Annotated in this window: 16 protein-coding genes; 10 read left to right on the forward strand and 6 right to left on the reverse strand. The window is 72.8% G+C overall.

Annotated elements, in window-relative coordinates; all coding sequences use genetic code 11:
- Nucleotides 1-111: 111 nt before the first annotated feature.
- Genes ACVWW9_RS05870 through ACVWW9_RS05885 form a run of 4 tightly spaced genes read right to left on the reverse strand, consistent with a single transcriptional unit; the run spans nt 112 to nt 5,153 of the window.
- A complete protein-coding gene (locus ACVWW9_RS05870; protein WP_456514753.1) occupies nt 112-1,527 on the reverse strand; it encodes a rhamnulokinase in 1,416 nt (471 codons plus the stop codon).
- Nucleotides 1,524-3,557: a bifunctional aldolase/short-chain dehydrogenase gene (locus tag ACVWW9_RS05875; protein ID WP_456515409.1), complete on the reverse strand. Its 2,034-nt coding sequence runs from the start codon at nt 3,555-3,557 to the stop codon at nt 1,524-1,526. The genes ACVWW9_RS05870 and ACVWW9_RS05875 overlap by 4 nt, the downstream gene beginning before the upstream one ends.
- A gap of 44 nt (nt 3,558-3,601) precedes the next feature.
- Nucleotides 3,602-4,762, reverse strand: coding sequence for an L-rhamnose isomerase (rhaI, locus tag ACVWW9_RS05880; RefSeq protein ID WP_456514754.1), 1,161 nt, complete (start codon nt 4,760-4,762; stop codon nt 3,602-3,604).
- 1 nt (nt 4,763) lies between these two features.
- A complete protein-coding gene (locus ACVWW9_RS05885) occupies nt 4,764-5,153 on the reverse strand; it encodes an L-rhamnose mutarotase (RefSeq protein ID WP_354257206.1) in 390 nt (129 codons plus the stop codon).
- 186 nt (nt 5,154-5,339) lie between these two features.
- On the opposite strand from ACVWW9_RS05885, the gene ACVWW9_RS05890 reads away from it, so the two are divergent.
- The 7 genes from ACVWW9_RS05890 to ACVWW9_RS05920 all read left to right on the forward strand — a co-directional run bounded on the left by ACVWW9_RS05890 (nt 5,340) and on the right by ACVWW9_RS05920 (nt 12,791).
- Entirely contained in the window at nt 5,340-6,179 is an 840-nt protein-coding gene (locus ACVWW9_RS05890) for a DeoR/GlpR family DNA-binding transcription regulator (protein WP_456514755.1), read from the forward strand.
- On the forward strand, nt 6,176-7,231 hold the full coding sequence (locus tag ACVWW9_RS05895; protein ID WP_354257200.1) for an autoinducer 2 ABC transporter substrate-binding protein: 1,056 nt from the start codon (nt 6,176-6,178) through the stop codon (nt 7,229-7,231). Before ACVWW9_RS05890 ends, ACVWW9_RS05895 begins: the two co-directional genes overlap by 4 nt.
- Before the next feature lie 146 nt (nt 7,232-7,377).
- Nucleotides 7,378-8,988 (forward strand): sugar ABC transporter ATP-binding protein, encoded by a 1,611-nt coding sequence (locus ACVWW9_RS05900; protein ID WP_456514756.1) that lies wholly within the window; start codon nt 7,378-7,380, stop codon nt 8,986-8,988.
- The gene (locus ACVWW9_RS05905) at nt 8,985-9,998 is read left to right on the forward strand and encodes an ABC transporter permease (RefSeq protein WP_354257194.1); all 1,014 of its coding nucleotides are present in this window, start codon (nt 8,985-8,987) and stop codon (nt 9,996-9,998) included. Before ACVWW9_RS05900 ends, ACVWW9_RS05905 begins: the two co-directional genes overlap by 4 nt.
- Nucleotides 9,995-11,122 (forward strand): ABC transporter permease, encoded by a 1,128-nt coding sequence (locus ACVWW9_RS05910; RefSeq protein WP_456514757.1) that lies wholly within the window; start codon nt 9,995-9,997, stop codon nt 11,120-11,122. Before ACVWW9_RS05905 ends, ACVWW9_RS05910 begins: the two co-directional genes overlap by 4 nt.
- A 7-nt stretch (nt 11,123-11,129) precedes the next feature.
- Nucleotides 11,130-11,900: a class II aldolase/adducin family protein gene (locus ACVWW9_RS05915; RefSeq protein ID WP_354257188.1), complete on the forward strand. Its 771-nt coding sequence runs from the start codon at nt 11,130-11,132 to the stop codon at nt 11,898-11,900.
- 21 nt (nt 11,901-11,921) lie between these two features.
- On the forward strand, nt 11,922-12,791 hold the full coding sequence (locus ACVWW9_RS05920) for a sugar phosphate isomerase/epimerase family protein (RefSeq protein WP_456514758.1): 870 nt from the start codon (nt 11,922-11,924) through the stop codon (nt 12,789-12,791).
- A 66-nt stretch (nt 12,792-12,857) separates the two neighbouring features.
- On the opposite strand, the gene ACVWW9_RS05925 is transcribed toward ACVWW9_RS05920, so the two are convergent.
- Complete coding sequence (locus ACVWW9_RS05925) at nt 12,858-13,382, reverse strand: adenine phosphoribosyltransferase (protein ID WP_456514759.1); 525 nt, start codon at nt 13,380-13,382, stop codon at nt 12,858-12,860.
- 61 nt (nt 13,383-13,443) lie between these two features.
- Here ACVWW9_RS05925 and ACVWW9_RS05930 point away from each other — a divergent pair, with 61 nt between their 5' ends.
- Complete coding sequence (locus tag ACVWW9_RS05930) at nt 13,444-15,132, forward strand: MFS transporter (protein WP_456514760.1); 1,689 nt, start codon at nt 13,444-13,446, stop codon at nt 15,130-15,132.
- Nucleotides 15,133-15,214: 82 nt separating this feature from the next.
- Nucleotides 15,215-15,925, forward strand: a complete 711-nt coding sequence (locus ACVWW9_RS05935) for a DUF2652 domain-containing protein (RefSeq protein ID WP_354257179.1) — start codon at nt 15,215-15,217, stop codon at nt 15,923-15,925.
- Between the two features lie 78 nt (nt 15,926-16,003).
- Here ACVWW9_RS05935 and ACVWW9_RS05940 read toward each other — a convergent pair whose 3' ends face one another.
- The gene (locus ACVWW9_RS05940; RefSeq protein ID WP_456514761.1) at nt 16,004-16,408 is read right to left on the reverse strand and encodes a RidA family protein; all 405 of its coding nucleotides are present in this window, start codon (nt 16,406-16,408) and stop codon (nt 16,004-16,006) included.
- Between the two features lie 170 nt (nt 16,409-16,578).
- Between ACVWW9_RS05940 and ACVWW9_RS05945 the strand changes: the two genes are divergently transcribed.
- Nucleotides 16,579-16,935: a PadR family transcriptional regulator gene (locus ACVWW9_RS05945; protein ID WP_354257173.1), complete on the forward strand. Its 357-nt coding sequence runs from the start codon at nt 16,579-16,581 to the stop codon at nt 16,933-16,935.

The raw sequence follows: 16,935 nt of genomic DNA on the forward strand, positions 1-16,935 counted from the left end.
CTTCGTCTCGAGCGCCCCGCGTGGGCGCACCATGAGATGCAACGCGCGGGCGCGCGAAGGCTTCCGGATGCTCGCGACGGCCGAACCCGGGCGCGTCACGGCGCGGCCGGCTCAGGCGCGGTGCCGGGGGCGGTACTCCCGCAGCTCGTGCGTCGCGCGGACGAGCGCGCGCAGCTCCTCGAGCGACTCCGGTGCCGCGCCGAGCGCGCGCGCCTGCACGAGCACGTTGCCGATCGCGGTGGCCTCGACCGGGCCGGCGACGACGGGGAGGCCGGTGCGGTCGGCCGTGAGCTGGCACAGCAGCGCGTTGCGCGCGCCGCCGCCGACCACGTGCACGCGCTCGATCGCCTGCCCGCTGATGCGCGCTGCATCCCGCAGCGTGACGGCGTAGCCCTCCGCGAGCGACTCCAGGATGCAGCGCACGACCTCCGCGCGGCCACGCGGCGGGCGCTGCCCGCGCTCCTCGAACCAGGCGCGGATGCGCTCGGGCATGTCGCCGGGCGGGTAGAAGACCGCGTCGGTCGGGTCGAAGACCGGCACAGCCCAGTCGACCGCCGCTGCGGCCTCGAGCAGCTCCGGCAGCCCGAGCCGCTCGCCCGCCGCCTGCCACGTGCGCACGGCCTCGCTGAGGATCCACAGCCCCATGACGTTCTTGAGGAACCGCGTGCGGCCGTCGACGCCGCCCTCGTTCGTGAACGAGGCGTCGAGCGCCTCCGCGGTCGCGATGGGCGCCGGCGTCTCGATGCCGACGAGCGACCAGGTGCCGCTCGAGATGTAGGCGCCGCCCGGCTCCATCGGCACCGCGACGACCGCGGACGCGGTGTCGTGCGACCCGATCGCGAGCACGTCGGGCGCGCCCTCGATGCCGAAGTGCGCGCGCGTGACCGCGTCGATGGGGGCGAGTCGCGTGCCGGGCTCGACGACCTCCGAGAGCAGCGTCGGGTCGATGCCCAGCATGCCCATGAGCTCGGTGTCCCACGTGCCGTCGAGGCGCATGAGCCCCGTCGTCGACGCGTTCGTGCGCTCGGTGACCATCCGCCCGGTCATCCAGTAGCCGAAGAGGTCGGGCAGCATGAGCAGCCGGTCCGCCGCCTCGAGGAGGCCGCGCTCGCGGTCGACCATGAGCTGGTTGATCGTGGTGAACGGCATCCGCTGCAGCCCGCAGCGAGCGTAGAGCTCAGGCTGCGCGATGACCGCGTCGACGAGCTCGAGCCCGTGCGCCGTGCGGTCGTCGCGGTACGAGAAGGGGATGCCCAGCAGGCTGCCGCGCCGCAGCAGCCCGTAGTCGACCGCCCATGAGTCTACCGCGACCGAGGCGAGCGACGCATCCCGCGACGCGTTCGCGACGCCCTGCAGCGCCGCGTCGTAGAGCGCCAGCACGCTCCAGTGCAGGCCGTCGCCGATCTTCACCGGCCGGTTCTCGAAGCGCGCGACCTCGTCGAGCCGGAGCGTGCTCGGCCCGACCTCTGCGCGCACGACCCGGCCGCTCGTCGCGCCCAGGTCGATCGCGGCGACCGTCGCCGTCATCGCAGGAACGCGGCCGCGACGCCCGAGTCGACCGGCACGTGCAGGCCGGTCGTGTGGCTGAGGTCGGGGCCGGTCAGCACGGCGACCGCGTTGGCCACGTGCTCGGGGAGCACCTCGAGGCCGAGCAGGGTGCGGCCGGCGTAGTACTTGCCGAGCTCCTCCTCCTTGACCCCGTAGACCTCCGCGCGCGACGCGCCCCAGCCGCCGGCGAAGATGCCGGAGCCGCGCACGACGCCGTCCGGGTTGATGCCGTTCACGCGCACGCCGTGCTGGCCGAGCTCCGCCGCGAGCAGTCGCACCTGGTGCGCCTGGTCGGCCTTCGTCGCGGAGTAGGCGATGTTGTTCGGGCCGGCGAAGACGGCGTTCTTCGACGAGATGTAGACGATGTCGCCGCCCATGCCCTGGTCGATGAGCGCCCGCGCTGCGGCGCGCGAGACGAGGAACGAGCCCTTCGACATCACGTCGTGCTGCAGGTCCCAGTCGGCCTCGGTGGTCTCGAGCAGCGATCGCGAGAGCGAGAGGCCGGCGTTGTTCACGACGAGGTCGACGCCGCCGAACGCGAGCACCGTCGCGTCGACCGCCGCCTGCACCTCGTCCGCCCTCGTCACGTCGCACCGCACGCCGATCGCGACGTCGGTCGAGCCGAGCTCGGCCGCGGCGGCCTGCGCCTTCTCCAGGTCGAGGTCGGCGATCACGACGCACGCGCCGTCGGCCGCGAGCCGGGTGGCGATGGCCTTGCCGATGCCGGATGCGGCACCCGTGACGAGCGCGACGCGGCCGGCGTGCGAGCGCGGCTTCGGCATCCGCTGCAGCTTCGCCTCCTCGAGCGCCCAGTACTCGATGCGGAACTTCTCCTCGTCCGAGATGGGCTGGTAGCGCGAGAGCGCCTCGGCGCCGCGCATCGCGTTGATCGCGTTGATCGCGAACTCGCCGGCGACGCGCGCGGTCTGCGCGTCCTTGCCGAACGAGAACATGCCGACGCCCGGCACGAGCACGATCGCCGGATCGGCACCGCGGATCGCGGGGGAGTCGGCGGTGGCGTGGCGCTCGTAGTAGGCGGTGTAGTCGGCGCGGTAGGCCTCGTGCAGCGCGACGAGCCGGGCGCGCACCTCGTCGATGGGTGCATCGCCGGGCAGGTCGAGCACCATCGGCTTGACCTTCGTGCGCAGGAAGTGATCGGGGCACGACGAGCCGAGGGCGGCGAGCCGCGGGTGCTCGCTGCGCGAGAGGAAGTCGAGCACGACCTCGTCGTCGGTGAAGCGGCCGACCATCGGGCGGTCGGTCGACGCGAGCCCGCGCAGCTGCGCGGCGATCTCGGCCGCGCGAGCTCGCCGGGCCTCCGGCGCGAGCGGGCCGAGGCCCTCGAGCGGGGCACCGAGCGGCTCGGGCCTGCCGTGCTCCGCGATGTACGCCTCGGCGGTGCGGATGATCCGGAGCGAGCGCTCCTCGCACTCGTCGCTCGAGGCGCCCCACGCCGTGATGCCGTGGCCGCCCAGGATGCAGCCGATCGCCTCGGGGTGCGCGCGCTGGATCTCGCGGATGTCGAGGCCGAGCTGGAAGCCGGGGCGCCGCCACGGCACCCACACGACCTCGTCGCCGAAGATCTGCCGCGTGAGCGCCTCGCCGTCGGCGGCGGTCGCGATCGCGATGCCGGCGTCCGGGTGCAGATGGTCGACGTGCGGCTGCTCGACGAGCGCGTGCATCGCGGTGTCGATCGAGGGCGCCGCGCCGCCCTTGCCGTGCAGGCAGTAGTCGAACGCGGCGACCATCTCGTCCTCGCGCTCGACGCCGGGGTAGACGGCCTCGAGCCCGCGCACGCGGTCGAGCCGCAGGGCGGCGAGGCCGGCGGGCGTGAGCGTGCCGAGGTCGCCGCCGGAGCCCTTCACCCAGACGAGCTCGACGTCCTGGCCGCTCGCGGGGTCGGTCGCGACGCCCTTCGCGGAGGTGTTGCCGCCCGCGTAGTTGGTGTTGCGCGGGTCGGCGCCGAGCCGGTTGCTCCGCGCGATGAGGTCGTCGATTGCCTGGTTCATGTCGTCTCCGTCGTCGATGCCGTCAGTGCCTGCCACGGCGGCGCTCATGCGCCCCAGCCGGCCTGCGTGCCGCCGACCCGCTCGGCGGCGATGCGCTCGAGGTAGCCGGAGTCGAGGAACGCGCGCATCGGGTTCTCGGGCAGCCCCTTCGCGGCGCGGTGCTCGGCGAGCAGCGGCCGCACGTCGGTCGCGTAGGCGTCCATCATGATCTCGTTCGCGAGCAGCACGTCGCAGTCGCGGCGGGCGACGGCGAGCGCGTCGGTGTCGAGCGAGAGCGCCTTCGCGATCGCCTCCTGCACGTTGAGCACGCTGCGGATCTGGCCGGGCACCTTCGCCTCGATGTTGTGGCACTGGTCGAGCACGAGCTGCACGTCGGGGTCGCCGTAGCCGCCGCCGGCGATGAGCTCGACCACGATGCGGAAGAGCTGGAACGGGTCGGCCGCGCCGACGATGAGGTCGTCGTCGGCGTAGAAGCGCGAGTTGAAGTCGAAGGCGCCGAGCTTCCCGAGGCGCAGCAGCTGGGCGACGATGAACTCGATGTTCGTGCCGGGCGCGTGGTGGCCGGTGTCGAGCACGACCTTCGCACGGTCGCCGAGCGCGAGGCAGTGCACGTAGCTCGTCCCCCAGTCGGGGATGTCGGTGTGGTAGAACGCCGGCTCGAAGAACTTGTACTCGAGCACCATGCGGTGCTCCTCGTCGATCTCGGCGTAGATCTGCGCGAGCGACTCGGCGAGCCGGTCCTGGCGCTCGCGGATCGAGTCCTGGCCGGGGTAGTTCGTGCCGTCGGCGAGCCACACCTTCAGGTCGCGCGAGCCGGTGGCGTGCATGACCTCGATGCACTCGAGGTGGTGGTCGACGGCCTTGCGGCGGATGCGCGCGTCGGGGTGGGCGAGCGAGCCGAACTTGAAGTCGTCGTCCTGGAAGGTGTTCGAGTTCACCGTGCCGAGCGCCACGCCGAGGTCCTCGGCGTGCCGGCGCAGCGCATCCCAGTCGTCCACCTTGTCCCACGGGTAGTGCAGCGCGACGGTCGGGGCGAGGCCGGTGTGGCGGTGCACCTCCGCCGCGTCGGCGAGCTTCTCGAAGGGGTCGCGCGGGGTGCCGGGCGTCGTGAACACGCGGAAGCGCGTGCCCGAGTTGCCGTAGGCCCAGCTGGGGACCTCGATCTGCAGCCGGTCGAGCTGCGCAGGTGTGGGGGTGACGGCCATGTCAGCTCCTAGGGGATGGGTCGAGCGCGGCGAGCTGCGCGTCGAGGTCGAAGGCGAGCGGGATGAGCTCGAAGGATCGGTCGGCGGGCGCGTCGAGGCCCTCGAAGAAGGGCTGCATCTCGGCCTGCCAGCGCGCGTTCACGTCGCGGTCGGCCATGCCGGCGAGCGACGCGTCCAGGTCGCGCGTCGTGAAGGTGCCGATGCACGTGCCGTCGTCGGCGACGAAGATCCGGTAGTCGTGCCAGCCGGTCTCGGCGAGCGCCTGCAGCATCTCGGGCCAGACGGCGGCGTGGCGCTCGCGGTAGGCGGGGACGAGCTCCGGTCGCACGCGGAGGCGGAAGCAGACGGGACGCATGCGGTCGGCGGAGGTCGCGGCGGGCGTGATCGCCATGGTCGCTCCTGTCCTCGTCGACGTCGCGGCGGCCGGGGCGGCTGCGCGAATGGGGTGCTCGTTGCGAGCCAGCATGCCCGGTAGCAGTTTCGAACGCAAGCCCAAATGTTGCGATTCGGTATCGCTCGCTTGCGAAAGCGGTTTCGGATGCGTACTGTCGCCAACATCACCGACAAGGGAGACGTTGTGGTCAGTCGTGAGGCGAGCATCCTCGATGCGCTCGGAGCCGTGGGCTCCGTGGCCGTCGCCGAGCTCGCTCGCGACCTCGGGGTCTCCGAGGTGACGATCCGCAAGGACCTCGACGCGCTCGAGCGCCGGCAGCTGCTGCGTCGCACCCGCGGTGGAGCCGTGCTGCCCGAGCGCGGCGACGAGGGCGCCTTCCGCGACCGCCTGCACCGGGAGTCCGCCGCGAAGCTCGCGATCGCGGCAGAGGCTGCGGCGCTCGTCGACGACGGCGACGTCATCGCGCTCGACACCTCGAGCACCGCGCACCACCTCGCCCTCGAGCTCGTGCAGCGCCAGGGCCTCGTCGTCATCACCCAGTCGCTGCCCACCGCGATGGTGCTGCTCGAGCGCTCCGACGCCCGCGTCATCATGCCCGGCGGCACGCTGCGCCGCGAGAGCTCCGGCCTCGTCGGCCCCATCACCGACGCGCTCGTCGGCCGCGGCCGCATCGACAAGGCCTTCGTCGGCGTCGTCGGCCTCTCCCCGGAGCGCGGGCTGCTCGAGCTCGCGACCGACGAGGCCGTCTCGAAGCAGGCGCTCGTCGCGGCGAGCGACGCGGTGCACGGCCTGTTCGACTCGAGCAAGACGCGCGGCTTCGCGCTGCACTCGTTCGCTCGCGCCGACGAGGTGACGAGCCTCATCACGGATGCGGGCGCATCCGACAGCTTCGTCGAGGACTGGAGAGCGGTCGGCGTGCCCGTCACGCGCGTTCCCGTCCCTGGCGGCCAGACGACCGGCACGGCGCCGGTCCAGGCGCGGACGGGAAGCACCCGTCGCCCCACCCAGAAGGAGCATCGATGAAGATCTCACGCAAGATCGCGGGAGCACTGGCGCTCTCGGCGGCGGCTGCCGTCGTCCTCGCCGGCTGCACGTCGCGCAACGAGCCCGGCGAGTCCGCCGCACCCGGCGCCTCCGGCGGGACCGACGGTGCGAGCGCCGAGGGCCTGACCATCGCGTTCGTCCCCAAGCTGCAGGGCATCCCCTACTTCGAGGCCATGAACACCGGTGGCCAGCAGGCCGCGGAGGAGCTCGGCTTCGAGTGGCTCTACCAGGGGCCGACCACCGCCGACGCGGCTGCGCAGGCCGACATCGTGCGCTCGTTCATCCAGCAGGGCGTCGACGTGCTCTTCGTGGCGCCGAACGACCCCAACTCGATGGCGCCGCTGCTCGAGGAGGCCCAGGCCGCCGGCATCCACGTCGCCACGACCGACACCGACGCACCCGACTCGGTGCGCGAGGTCTTCGTCAACCAGGCATCGGTCGAGGGCATCGGCCAGGCGCTGACCGACACGCTGCTCGAGGCCATGGGCGGCTCCGGCAAGTACGCGATCGTGTCGTGCGGCGAGACCGCGGCGAACCTCAACGCGTGGATCGACGTGCAGGAGGAGTACACCGCCTCGGAGTACCCCGACGCCGAGATCGTCGACGTCGTGTACGCCGGCGAGGACCAGGCCATGGCGACGCAGATGGCCACCGACCTCATGAACAGCAACCCCGACCTCACCGGCCTCGTCGGCGAGTGCACCTCGAGCGCACCGGGCGTCGCGCAGGCCGTGCAGGATGCCGGCCGCACGGGCGAGGTCTTCACGGTGGGCCTCGGCACGCCGCAGTCGATGCTTCCCTACCTCGAGTCGGGCGCGTCGAGCGGCTCGATCCTCTGGGACGTCGAGGCGCTGGGCTACCTCACCGGCTGGGCCGGCGTGCAGCTCGCGAACGACGGCGACCTCGGTGACCTGAGCGGCGTCGACAACGAGGCGCTCGCCGACGCGGAGTACGACGAGGCGTCGGGCGTCCTGCTGCTCGGCCCGCCGACGGTCTTCACCGCCGAGAACGCCGGGGACTACGACTACTAGTCACCGGCTCGGATGACCCCGGGCGCCACGGCCATCGTGGCGCTCGACAGCCGGGGCGCGGCTCGCGCCGCGCCCCGGCACCCCCTCACGCGTTTCCCGCTCGCACCACCGTGACCGACCCGGCGACGACGCCGACCAGGAGCACCATGACCGACACCGCCCAGCGCACCGACCCGGCACCGGGTCAGGGCCCGACGCCGAGGCTCGAGATGCGCGACATCTCGAAGCGCTACGGCGGCGTCCGCGCCATCCGCCACGCCGACATCACCGTGCGGCCCGGCACCGTCCACGCGCTCGTGGGCGAGAACGGCGCCGGCAAGTCGACGCTCATCAAGATCCTCGCGGGCGCCGAGCGCCCGGACACGGGCACGATCGCGATCGACGGACAGGACGTCTCGATCGGCTCGACGACCGACGCGATCGCGCTCGGCGTGCAGACGGTCTACCAGGAGCCGCAGCTCTTCCCCGAGCTCACGGTGGCCGAGAACTTCTTCGTCGGCCGCGAGATCACCCGCGGCCCCACCATCGACTGGCGCGCGCAGGCGCCGCGCATGCTCGAGCTGCTCGACACCGTCGGGCTCGACCGCTCGCTCGCCTCGCAGCCGCTCGGTGCGCTCTCGATCGCGAAGCAGCAGCAGGTGTCGATCGCGAAGGCGCTGCTGGAGCAGGCGAGCGTGCTCATCCTCGACGAGCCGAGCGCGATCCTCACCGACGCCGAGATCGAGGTGCTCTTCGGCGTCGTGCGGCGGCTCGCCGCGGACGGCGTCTCGATCATCTACATCAGCCACCGGCTCGACGAGCTCTTCCGCATCGCCGACGAGGTCACCATCATGCGCGACGGCGAGACCGTCTCGTCGCAGCCGATCGGCGAGCTGACCGTCCGCGAGATCGCCGAGCGCATGGTCGGCGGCGAGATCGCCGAGGGCGTGCACAAGGAGGGCGAGCACGGCGACCTGGTGCTGGAGCTCGAGCACCTCACGCTCGACGGCGCCTTCTCGGACGTGTCGCTGTCGGTGCGCGCCGGCGAGGTCGTCGGCCTCTACGGGCTCGTCGGCTCCGGCGCGGCAGAGGTGGGCGAGGTCGTCTACGGCATGCGGGCTGCGAGCTCGGGCCGCATGCGTGCCGCGGGCGACGACCGGCACCCCGCGACGCCCTCCGAGGCGAAGCGCCGCGGCATCCGCATGGTGCCCGCCAACCGCTCGTCGCAGGGCTCGTTCTCGTTCCAGCCCATCGCTTTCAACATCACGATCGGCTCGCTCGGCCTGCTCGGCAGGCTCGGCTGGGTCTCGCCGAAGGCCGAGCGCCGCATCTCGGACGACCTCATCCGGCGCCTCGCCGTGAAGACGCCGTCGGGCCGCCAGCCCATCGGCGCCATGTCGGGCGGCAACGCCCAGAAGGTCGTCCTCGCGCGCCAGATCGTCGAGCAGCCCAGGCTGCTCGTGCTCGCCGAGCCCACGCAGGGCGTCGACGTCGGTGCCAAGGAGGAGATCCACCGCATCATCGCCGACCTCGCCGAGCGCGGCACCGCCGTGCTCGTCATCACGACCGACCTCGCCGAGGTGCAGCGCATCGCCGACCGCATCCTCGTGTTCCGGTCGGGCCGCGTCGCGCACGAGTTCCCGCCGAGCGCGAGCCAGGCCTCGCTGCTCGCCGCAGCCGCCGGCGCGGTCGACGACCCCGCCGCCGCGCAGACCGCGACCGGCCAGCCCGTCGCCGACCTGCCAGGTCGACCCACCCCTGGGGAGGAGCCCCGATGAGCACCGACACCGTCGCGCCGGCCGGCGCGAAGCCGCTGAGCCTGCGGCGCATCCTGCCGCCCATCGTCACCGGGCAGGAGATCGTGCTGCTCGGCGTGCTCGTCATCCTGTGGGTGCTGCTCGGCATCTTCACGCCCGCGTTCCTCACGCCCGCATCGATCGGCCCGCTGCTCGTGCAGGTCGCGCCGATCGCGCTCATCGGCGTGGGCATGACCTTCGTCATCATCACCGCGGGCATCGACGTCTCGGTGGCCGCGATGATCATGGTCTCCGCGGTCACGACCGCGCGGATGCTCGTCGCGTTCGACATCCCGGCGATCGCCGCCGTCCTCGTCGCGATCGTCATCGGCGCGGCGCTCGGCGCGATCAACGGCTTCCTCATCGCCTACGGCCGCGTCCACCCGATCATCATCACGTTCGGCACCGCGAACCTCTTCCAGTGGCTGGGGCTGCGGGTCTTCGACTCGTCGACCGTGAACGGCATCCCCTCGACGCTCGAGTTCTTCGGTCGGGGCGGCGCGGGATCCACCCTCGGCGTGCCGCACTCGTTCGCGATCGCCGTGATCGCGGTCGCCGCCGCGTGGTGGTTCCTGCGCTACGCGAAGGCGGGCCGCAACCTCTACGCGATCGGCGGCAACCAGAACGCCGCTCGCCTCGCGGGCATCAAGGTGCAGCCGCGGCTCGTGTGGGTCTACGTCGTCACCGGCGCGCTCGCCGGCCTCGCCGCGTGCATGGTCATCGCGACCGGCACCGCGACGCTCGACCAGTCGGTCGGCTCCGGCAAGGAGCTGCAGGTCATCGCCGCCGTCGTGATCGGCGGCACGTCGATCCTCGGCGGCCGCGGCAGCGTCGTCGGCACGCTGCTCGGCGCGATCCTCGTGCAGACCGTCGTCTCGGGCGTCACCCAGCTCGGCTGGCCCACCCAGCTCGGCTTCCTCTTCGTCGGCATCTTCATCCTGGTGGCCGTCGGCACCGACCTGATCCGCGAGCGAACGAGGAGGCGCGCATGACCGCCGTCACCACCCCCACCACGGCCGACCAGCGCCGCGAGCCCTCACGCTTCCGCGACTGGATCACCGGCGGCGCCCTCAAGGACCGCGCCGTGCTGCTGCTCGCCCTCATCGTCGTGCTGCTCGTCGCGATGGCGATCCTCGACGGCGTCGGGCTCACGAGCGGCCGCTTCAACAGCGACTACCTCGCCTCGACGCTCATCGCCTACGTGCCGCTCGCGCTACTCGCGCTCGCCGAGCTCTTCGTCATCACGTCCGGTCGCGGCGGCATCGACCTCTCGGTCGGCTCGATGGTCTCCCTCACGGGCATCGTCTTCGCGATGCTCTACCAGCAGGTGGGGCTGCCGCTCGCGGTCGCCGTCGTGCTCGCGGTCGCCTTCGGCGCGCTGCTCGGCGCGGTCAACGGCTTCCTGACGGCCTACCTCGGCTACCCGGCGCTCATCACGACGCTCGCGACCTTCTACGCCTACCGCTCGATCGCGCTCGTCGTGAGCGAGCAGCGCCCGATCTCCGGCCCCGAGATCTCGGAGTTCTACAGCGCGGCGAAGGCGATCGAGCTGCCCGTCATCGGCGGCGGGCTGCCGCTCGTGCCGCTCGGCGTCTTCACCTTCCTGCTGCCCGTGGCGATCGTGGCCTGGTTCGTGCTCAACCGCACGACCTACGGCCGCAAGCTCTACGCGATCGGCACGAACGACACGGCCGCGCAGTGGGCCGGCATCGACACGCGCCGCACCCGCATGATGGCCTACGTCACCGCCGGCGCCATCGCCGGGCTCGTGGGCGTCTACACCGTCGCGCAGTTCGCCTCCGCCCGCCCCGACGCGGGCACGAGCGGCAGCGGCATGGCGCTGCCCGCGATCACGATCGCGGTGCTCGGCGGCGTCGCCATCACCGGCGGCATCGGGCGGCTGAGCGGCATCCTGCTCGCCGCGCTGCTGATCGTGTGGCTCAACGCGTCGATCCTGCTCGTCGTGCCCGGCAACGAGGGCGCCCAGGCGCAGCTGCTCGCGCTCGGCGTCGTGCTGCTCGGTGCCTCGCTGCTCTCGAACGCGACGATCCGGCGACGGCAGGGCGGGCTCGCGAAGCCGCTCTCGGTACCCGGGACCGCCCCGGGCGCCAAGTGACCGCGCGATGAGCGCGCTCGAGGCGTCGCTGCTGCGGCTCGCCCACGCCGTGGGGGAGCCGCAGCGCGAGCTGACGATCCTCGCCGAGGGCAACGTCTCGGCGCGGCTCGACGACGAGCGGATGCTCGTCAAGGCCACCGGGTCGTCGCTCGCGGCCTCCGGTCCCGACGACCTCGTCGAGTGCCGGTTCGAGCCCATCCTCGAGCTGCTCGACGACCCGACGGCGTTCGAGGGCGGCGCCGGCGACGCGCGGGTCGCCCAGGCGCTCATGGATGCGCGCGTCGACCCGGCGGCGAAGCGCCCGAGCGTCGAGGCGCTGCTGCACGCGGTCGTGCTGACGTCCGGCGCCGAGGCCGCGTGCCACACGCATCCGGTCGCCGCGAACGCGCTGCTGTGCTCGGACCGGGCGGAGCTGCTCGTCGCCGGCGCGCTCTTCCCCGACCAGGTCGTCGTGCTGGGCACCCGCAGCCTGCTCGTGCCCTACGTCGACCCCGGCCTCGGCCTCGGGCGGCTCATGCGGCACGAGCTGCGCGGCTTCGCCGACCGGCACGGCGCGCTGCCCAAGGTCGCCTGGCTGCAGAACCACGGCATCTTCGCCATCGGCGCGAGCCCGGCCGAGTGCCTCCGCATCACCGAGATGGCCGACAAGTTCGCGCGCATCCTGCTCGGCGCGCTCGCCGCGGGCGAGCCGCGCTTCCTCCCCGACGACGTCCTCGACCGCATCGACGGCCGGGACGACGAGCACGTCCGCCGCGCCATCCTCGACGCGGCCCACTGACCACCAGCGAAGGAGCTCACCATGCAGATCGGCGTCCACGGCCTCGTCTTCACCGGCACATTCGACGAGGCGGGCCTCCAGACGGCCATCGCCGGCACCCGGGCGGCGGGCTTCGACCTGCTCGAGCTGCCGCTCATGGATCCGTTCGCGATCGACGGCGCGCTCGTGCGGCGCATGCTCGACGACCACGGCGTCGCCATGACCTCGAGCCTCGGGCTCGACGCCGCGCACGACCTCTCGAGCGAGGACGCCGCGGTGAGCCGCCAGGGCGAGACGCTGCTCGAGCGCGCGATCGACGTGGTGGCGGAGGCCGGCGGTCAGCACCTCTGCGGCGTCATCTACTCGGCGATGCAGAAGTACATGGCCCCGGCGACCGCGGCGGGTCGCGCGAGCTCGGCGGCCGCGCTCGGCCGGCTCGGCGACCGGGCGGCCGCGGCGGGCGTCACGCTCTCGCTCGAGATCGTCAACCGCTACGAGACGAACATCGCGAACACCGCCCGCGGCGGCCTGCGCTTCCTCGAGGAGGTCGGCCACGACAACGTGCACCTGCACCTCGACACGTACCACATGAACATCGAGGAGTCGGGGATGCTCGAGCCCGTCCTCGACGCGGGCGACCGCCTGAAGTACGTGCACATCGGCGAGAGCCACCGCGGCTACCTCGGCACCGGGTCGGTCGACTTCGGCTCGTTCTTCCGCGGCCTCGGCCGGCTCGGCTACGACGGCCCGATCGTCTTCGAGTCGTTCTCGAGCGCGGTGGTCTCCGAGTCGCTCTCGAACACGCTCGGCATCTGGCGCAACCTGTGGGACGACTCCGCCGACCTCGCCGCGCACGCGAACCGCTTCATCCGCGACCAGCTGCGCTCCGTCGAGACGATCGCCCTCCACTGATCTCAACGGAGCGGTTGGTAGCAGGAGGGGATAGTGCCCTCGCGCGACCAGCCGCTCCGTTGAGGATCAGGCGGTGAAGACGGCGTGCGCCTCGGGGAGGCGCTCGCGGCCGCCGAGGTCCGTGAGCTCGAGCACGACGGCGACGCCCGTGACGGTGCCGCCGAGCTGCTCGATGAGGCTGATCGCCGCCACGAGCGTGCCGCCGGTCGCGAGCACGTCGTCGACGAGCAGCACCCGCCGGCCCGTGAGGTCGCCGGCCGCCTCGATCGTCGCGACCCCGTACTCGAGCGCGTAGTCGACGGATGCGGTCGGCCGCGGCGTCTTGCCGGCCTTCCGGATGGGCAGCAGGCCGGTCCCTGTGGTCGCCGCCACCGCGCCCGCGAGCAGGAAGCCGCGCGCCTCGACGCCCGCCACGAGGTCGAAGCCGCCCTCGAACGGCGCGGCCAGCGCACGCATGACGGTCGCGAGCGCATCCGCGTCGGTCAGCAGCGGCCCGATGTCGCGGAAGAGCACGCCCGGCGACGGGAAGTCGGGGGTGATCGCGATGAGCGACTCGGCGCGCTCGAGCGCTGCGGGGCTGGGGTCGGGCATCCCTCCACGCTATCGGCGCCCGGCCGTAGCGCGGTCCCCGGTGCGGCCGTAGAGTGCCCGCATGGCGGAGGCGCGGGGCAGCGGCCGGCTCGCGCTGGCCGCGGCCGCCTTCACGAGCAACTGGCGCAACCCCAACCTCCGTCGCGCGCAGCTGAGCTTCCTCGGCGCGTGGACTGCGGAGTGGGCGTTCACGGTCGCGCTCGGCATCGTCGCCTACGCCGACGGCGGTGCGCTCGCCGTCGGCCTGGTGGGCCTCCTCCGCATGGTCCCGTCGGCGATCCTCGCCCCGCTGCTGTCGCCGTTCGCCGATCGGGGGCGACGCGAGCGGGTGCTCGTCGTCGTCTCCGCCGCGCGCGGCGTCGCGACGGGCGCCGCCGCCATCACGGTCGCCATGGCCGGACCGACGCTCGTCGTCTACGCCCTCGCGGTGCTCTCGACCATCGCCGCCACGCTCTTCCGCCCCGCGCACTCCGCGCTCCTGCCCACGCTGTGCCGCACGGGGCACGAGCTGACGAGCGCCAACGTCGTGCGGGGGATGCTCGACTCGGTCGCCACGCTCGTCGGACCGCTGCTCGCCACGGTGCTGCTCGCGGTCGCCGATGTGTCGGTCGTGTTCGCGGTCGCCGCCGGCGCGTCGATCTGGGCGGCGCTGCTGCTGCTCCGCGTCCGCTACGACGGCGCTCCTCGGGCGGCCGCGCCCCGCGGTCCCGGGCTGCTGCGCGAGGCGGCGGACGGCATCCGCGCGGTCGCCGGGCGTCCGGACCTGCAGCTCATCCTCGTGCTCGCCGCCGCGCAGTCGCTGACGCGCGGCGCGCTCACGGTGTTCTCGGTGGTCGTGGCGATCGAGCTGCTCCGCACGGGGGAGCCCGGCGCCGGCGCCCTCATGGCAGCCGTCGGTGTCGGCGCGGTCGCCGGCTCCGTCGCCGCATCGTTCCTCGTCGGCTCCGGGCGGCTGGGTGGCTGGTTCGCCCTCGGGGTCGCGCTGTGGGGACTGCCGCTCGCCCTCGTGGGCGTGTTCCCCGAGCAGGCTGCCGCGCTCGTGCTGCTGGCCTTCATCGGCGTCGGCAACGCCCTCATCGACGTCGCCGGCTTCACCCTCATCGGCCGACTGGCGCCCGACGAGGTGCTCGCGCGCGTCTTCGGCATCCTCGAGAGCCTCGTCGCCGTCTCGATCGGGGTCGGTGCCCTGCTCGCGTCGGCGCTCGTGCAGTGGTTCGGGGTCGAGGCGGCGCTCATCGCGATCGGCCTGCTGTGCCCGGTGCTCGCGCTCATCGCCTGGCGCCGCCTCCGCCGGCTCGACGGCGCGGTCGGCGACCTCGACGGCGCCATCCACCTGCTGCAGCGAGTGCCGATGCTCGCGCCGCTGCCGTTGCCGGCCATCGAGCAGCTCGCCCGCGGGCTCGAGGCGATCGCGGTGCCGGCTGGGCAGGCGGTGATCACCGAGGGCGAGATCGGTGACCGGTTCTACGTCGTCGAGTCCGGGCACGCGGAGGTCGTCGGCGACGGTCGCGTCGTCGCGACCCTCGCCGAGGGCGACGGCTTCGGCGAGATCGCGCTGCTGCGCCGCACCCGCCGCACCGCCACCGTGCGGGCGAGCAGCGCGCTCCGCCTGCGGGCGATCGACGCCGAGCGGTTCCTGCTCGCCGTGCTCGGCTACGCCCCGAGCACGGAGGCCGCGCTCGCGCACGTCGGCGACGAGCTTGACCGCTACGGGCCCCGCGAGCCGCTCGAGGAGCCGCCCGCGCCCTGACCGCTCGCGCGGGGACATCCCCTTCGCGGCACGGCGACATCCGCCGTTGTGGCGCAGGGGCATCGGTGGGATCGTGAGCGCCGTGACCACCGAGCGGGCGACCCTCCTCATCGCCGACATCGGCGGCTACACCGACTACATGGGCTCGCACCGCATGACACTGGCGCACGCCGAGGTGAACACCGCGCGGATGCTCGACCGGATGGTCGACGCGGCGCCGGGCTTCGAGCTCGTCGAGATCGAGGGCGACGCCGCGTTCCTCTCTCGTCGCGTGGGCAGCAGCGACGACGGCGCGGTCGGCGAGATCCTTGGCGCGGCCGTCGCGATGCACCGCGCGTTCCACCACGAGCGCGAGTACGTCGTGGCGAACCTCTGCCCGTGCGGCGGATGCCGGCAGGCGCGCGATCTGAAGCTGAAGTTCGTCGCGCACGTCGGCGACGTCGCGAGCCAGGCCATCCGCGGCCGCAGGAAGCTCGTCGGGATCGACGTGATCCTCGCGCACCGGCTGCTGAAGAACGCCGTGCCGATCCCCGAGTACGTGCTGCTCTCGGAGGACCTGTACCGCACCGGCGAGGCATCGGTGCCGGGCGACGTGCGCGAGATCACCCCCGACCTCGAGGGGATCGGCGAGATCCGCGCGTTCTTCGTCGACGTCGCCGACCTCGACGACCCGCCGCCGGTGCCCCGGGCGTCGTGGTCGGCGCGGCTCGGGAGCACCTTCCGCGCCGTCGGCCAGGGCCTCCCGTACATGCTCGGCCTCAAGCAGTCCCGCGGTCGCGCGCCCTCGACCTGACCCGAGCCCGGTTCTCGACGTCGCGGGTGGTCGCACGAGGCGATATGCCGCTCGCGCTACCACCCGCGACGTTGAGATTCAGGCGGGCATGAGGGCGGCGACCGCGCTCACCTCCACGAGCGCGCCGGGTACGCCGAGCGCCGAGACGATCGCCGCGGTCACGAGCGCCGGCTCGCCGTCGCCGGCGAGCTTCTGCGCCACGGCGCCGTAGGCGGCGGCGATGTCGGCGCCCTCGGCGAGCAGCACCGTCCACTGCACGACGTCGGCGAGCGTCGCGCCGACCGCGGCGAGCGCCAGGGCGGCGTTGTCGACGGCGCGCGCCGACTGCGCGGCGGCGTCGTCCGAGACGAGCGCGCCGGTCTCGTCGACGCCGTTCTGGCCGCCGACGTAGATCGTGGTCGCGCCCGGCGGGACGATCGCGACGTGGCTGAAGGCGGGGGAGCGGACGAGGCCGTCCGGTCGGAGTCGGGTGATCGCATCCATGCCGACAGCGTGCACCGGGCCGCCGACGGTGTCACCCCGCGACCGTCGGCAGATCCGTCGCACGAAGGGGTTGCGCAACCGGTACTCAGCGATACTATGTACCAGTAGTCAGTGACACTGAGTAGTCAGCAAGGCGCATGCGACCGGTGCTCATCGGGACGGAGGACGAGATGCCCAGACAGGTGACGGAGATGCTAAAGGGCATCCTCGAGGGCCTGGTGCTCGCGATCCTCGGCGGCGGCCCCGCCTACGGGTACGAGATCACCGCTCGCCTCCGGGATGAGGGCTTCAGCGACATCGCGGAGGGCACGATCTACGCCCTCCTGGTGCGGGTGGAGCAGCGCGGCCTCGTCGACGTCGAGAAGGTGCCCTCGGAGAAGGGCCCTCCGCGCAAGGTCTACTCGCTGAACGCGCAGGGCGGCGAGTACCTGGAGGAGTTCTGGGCGAACTGGGGGTTCCTCTCGGAGCGCCTCGAGTCCCTGCGCGCAGAGGGCCGGAGCGGCCCCACCACGGCAGGAGGGATGTGA

Source organism: Agrococcus sp. UYP33, from assembly GCF_054060915.1.